At 25.8% G+C, this 233-nt stretch carries 1 pseudogene; it reads right to left on the bottom strand.

The features are described 5' to 3' along the window. A pseudogene (locus tag KVT27_RS26275) lies at positions 1–233 on the bottom strand (hypothetical protein); the annotation flags it as partial.

Below are 233 nucleotides of genomic sequence, written 5' to 3'. Positions count from 1 at the left end.
TCATATTTTTATAAGATGCTCTCTCGAAATTTGATTTTTCTTCATCATTCGATGACTCTAAAAAAGAAGCCCACCAGGTAATATATTCATTACAGTTTATCCTTAAATCTTTTGTAAACTTATTTTTTCTATCTAAGTTAATCCAAATAAATATTTTATGATTTAACAATTCAAATTTTATTTTTTGCTTTTCTTTTTCATCAGTTTCCACACTACACCTTCTACCCAAATCA

The organism is Lysinibacillus sp. GbtcB16, assembly GCF_019091145.1.
Classification (GTDB): domain Bacteria; phylum Bacillota; class Bacilli; order Bacillales_A; family Planococcaceae; genus Lysinibacillus; species Lysinibacillus fusiformis.
Note: the sequence above shows the minus strand (reverse complement) of the source record. Positions and strands in the feature narration are given on the sequence as shown.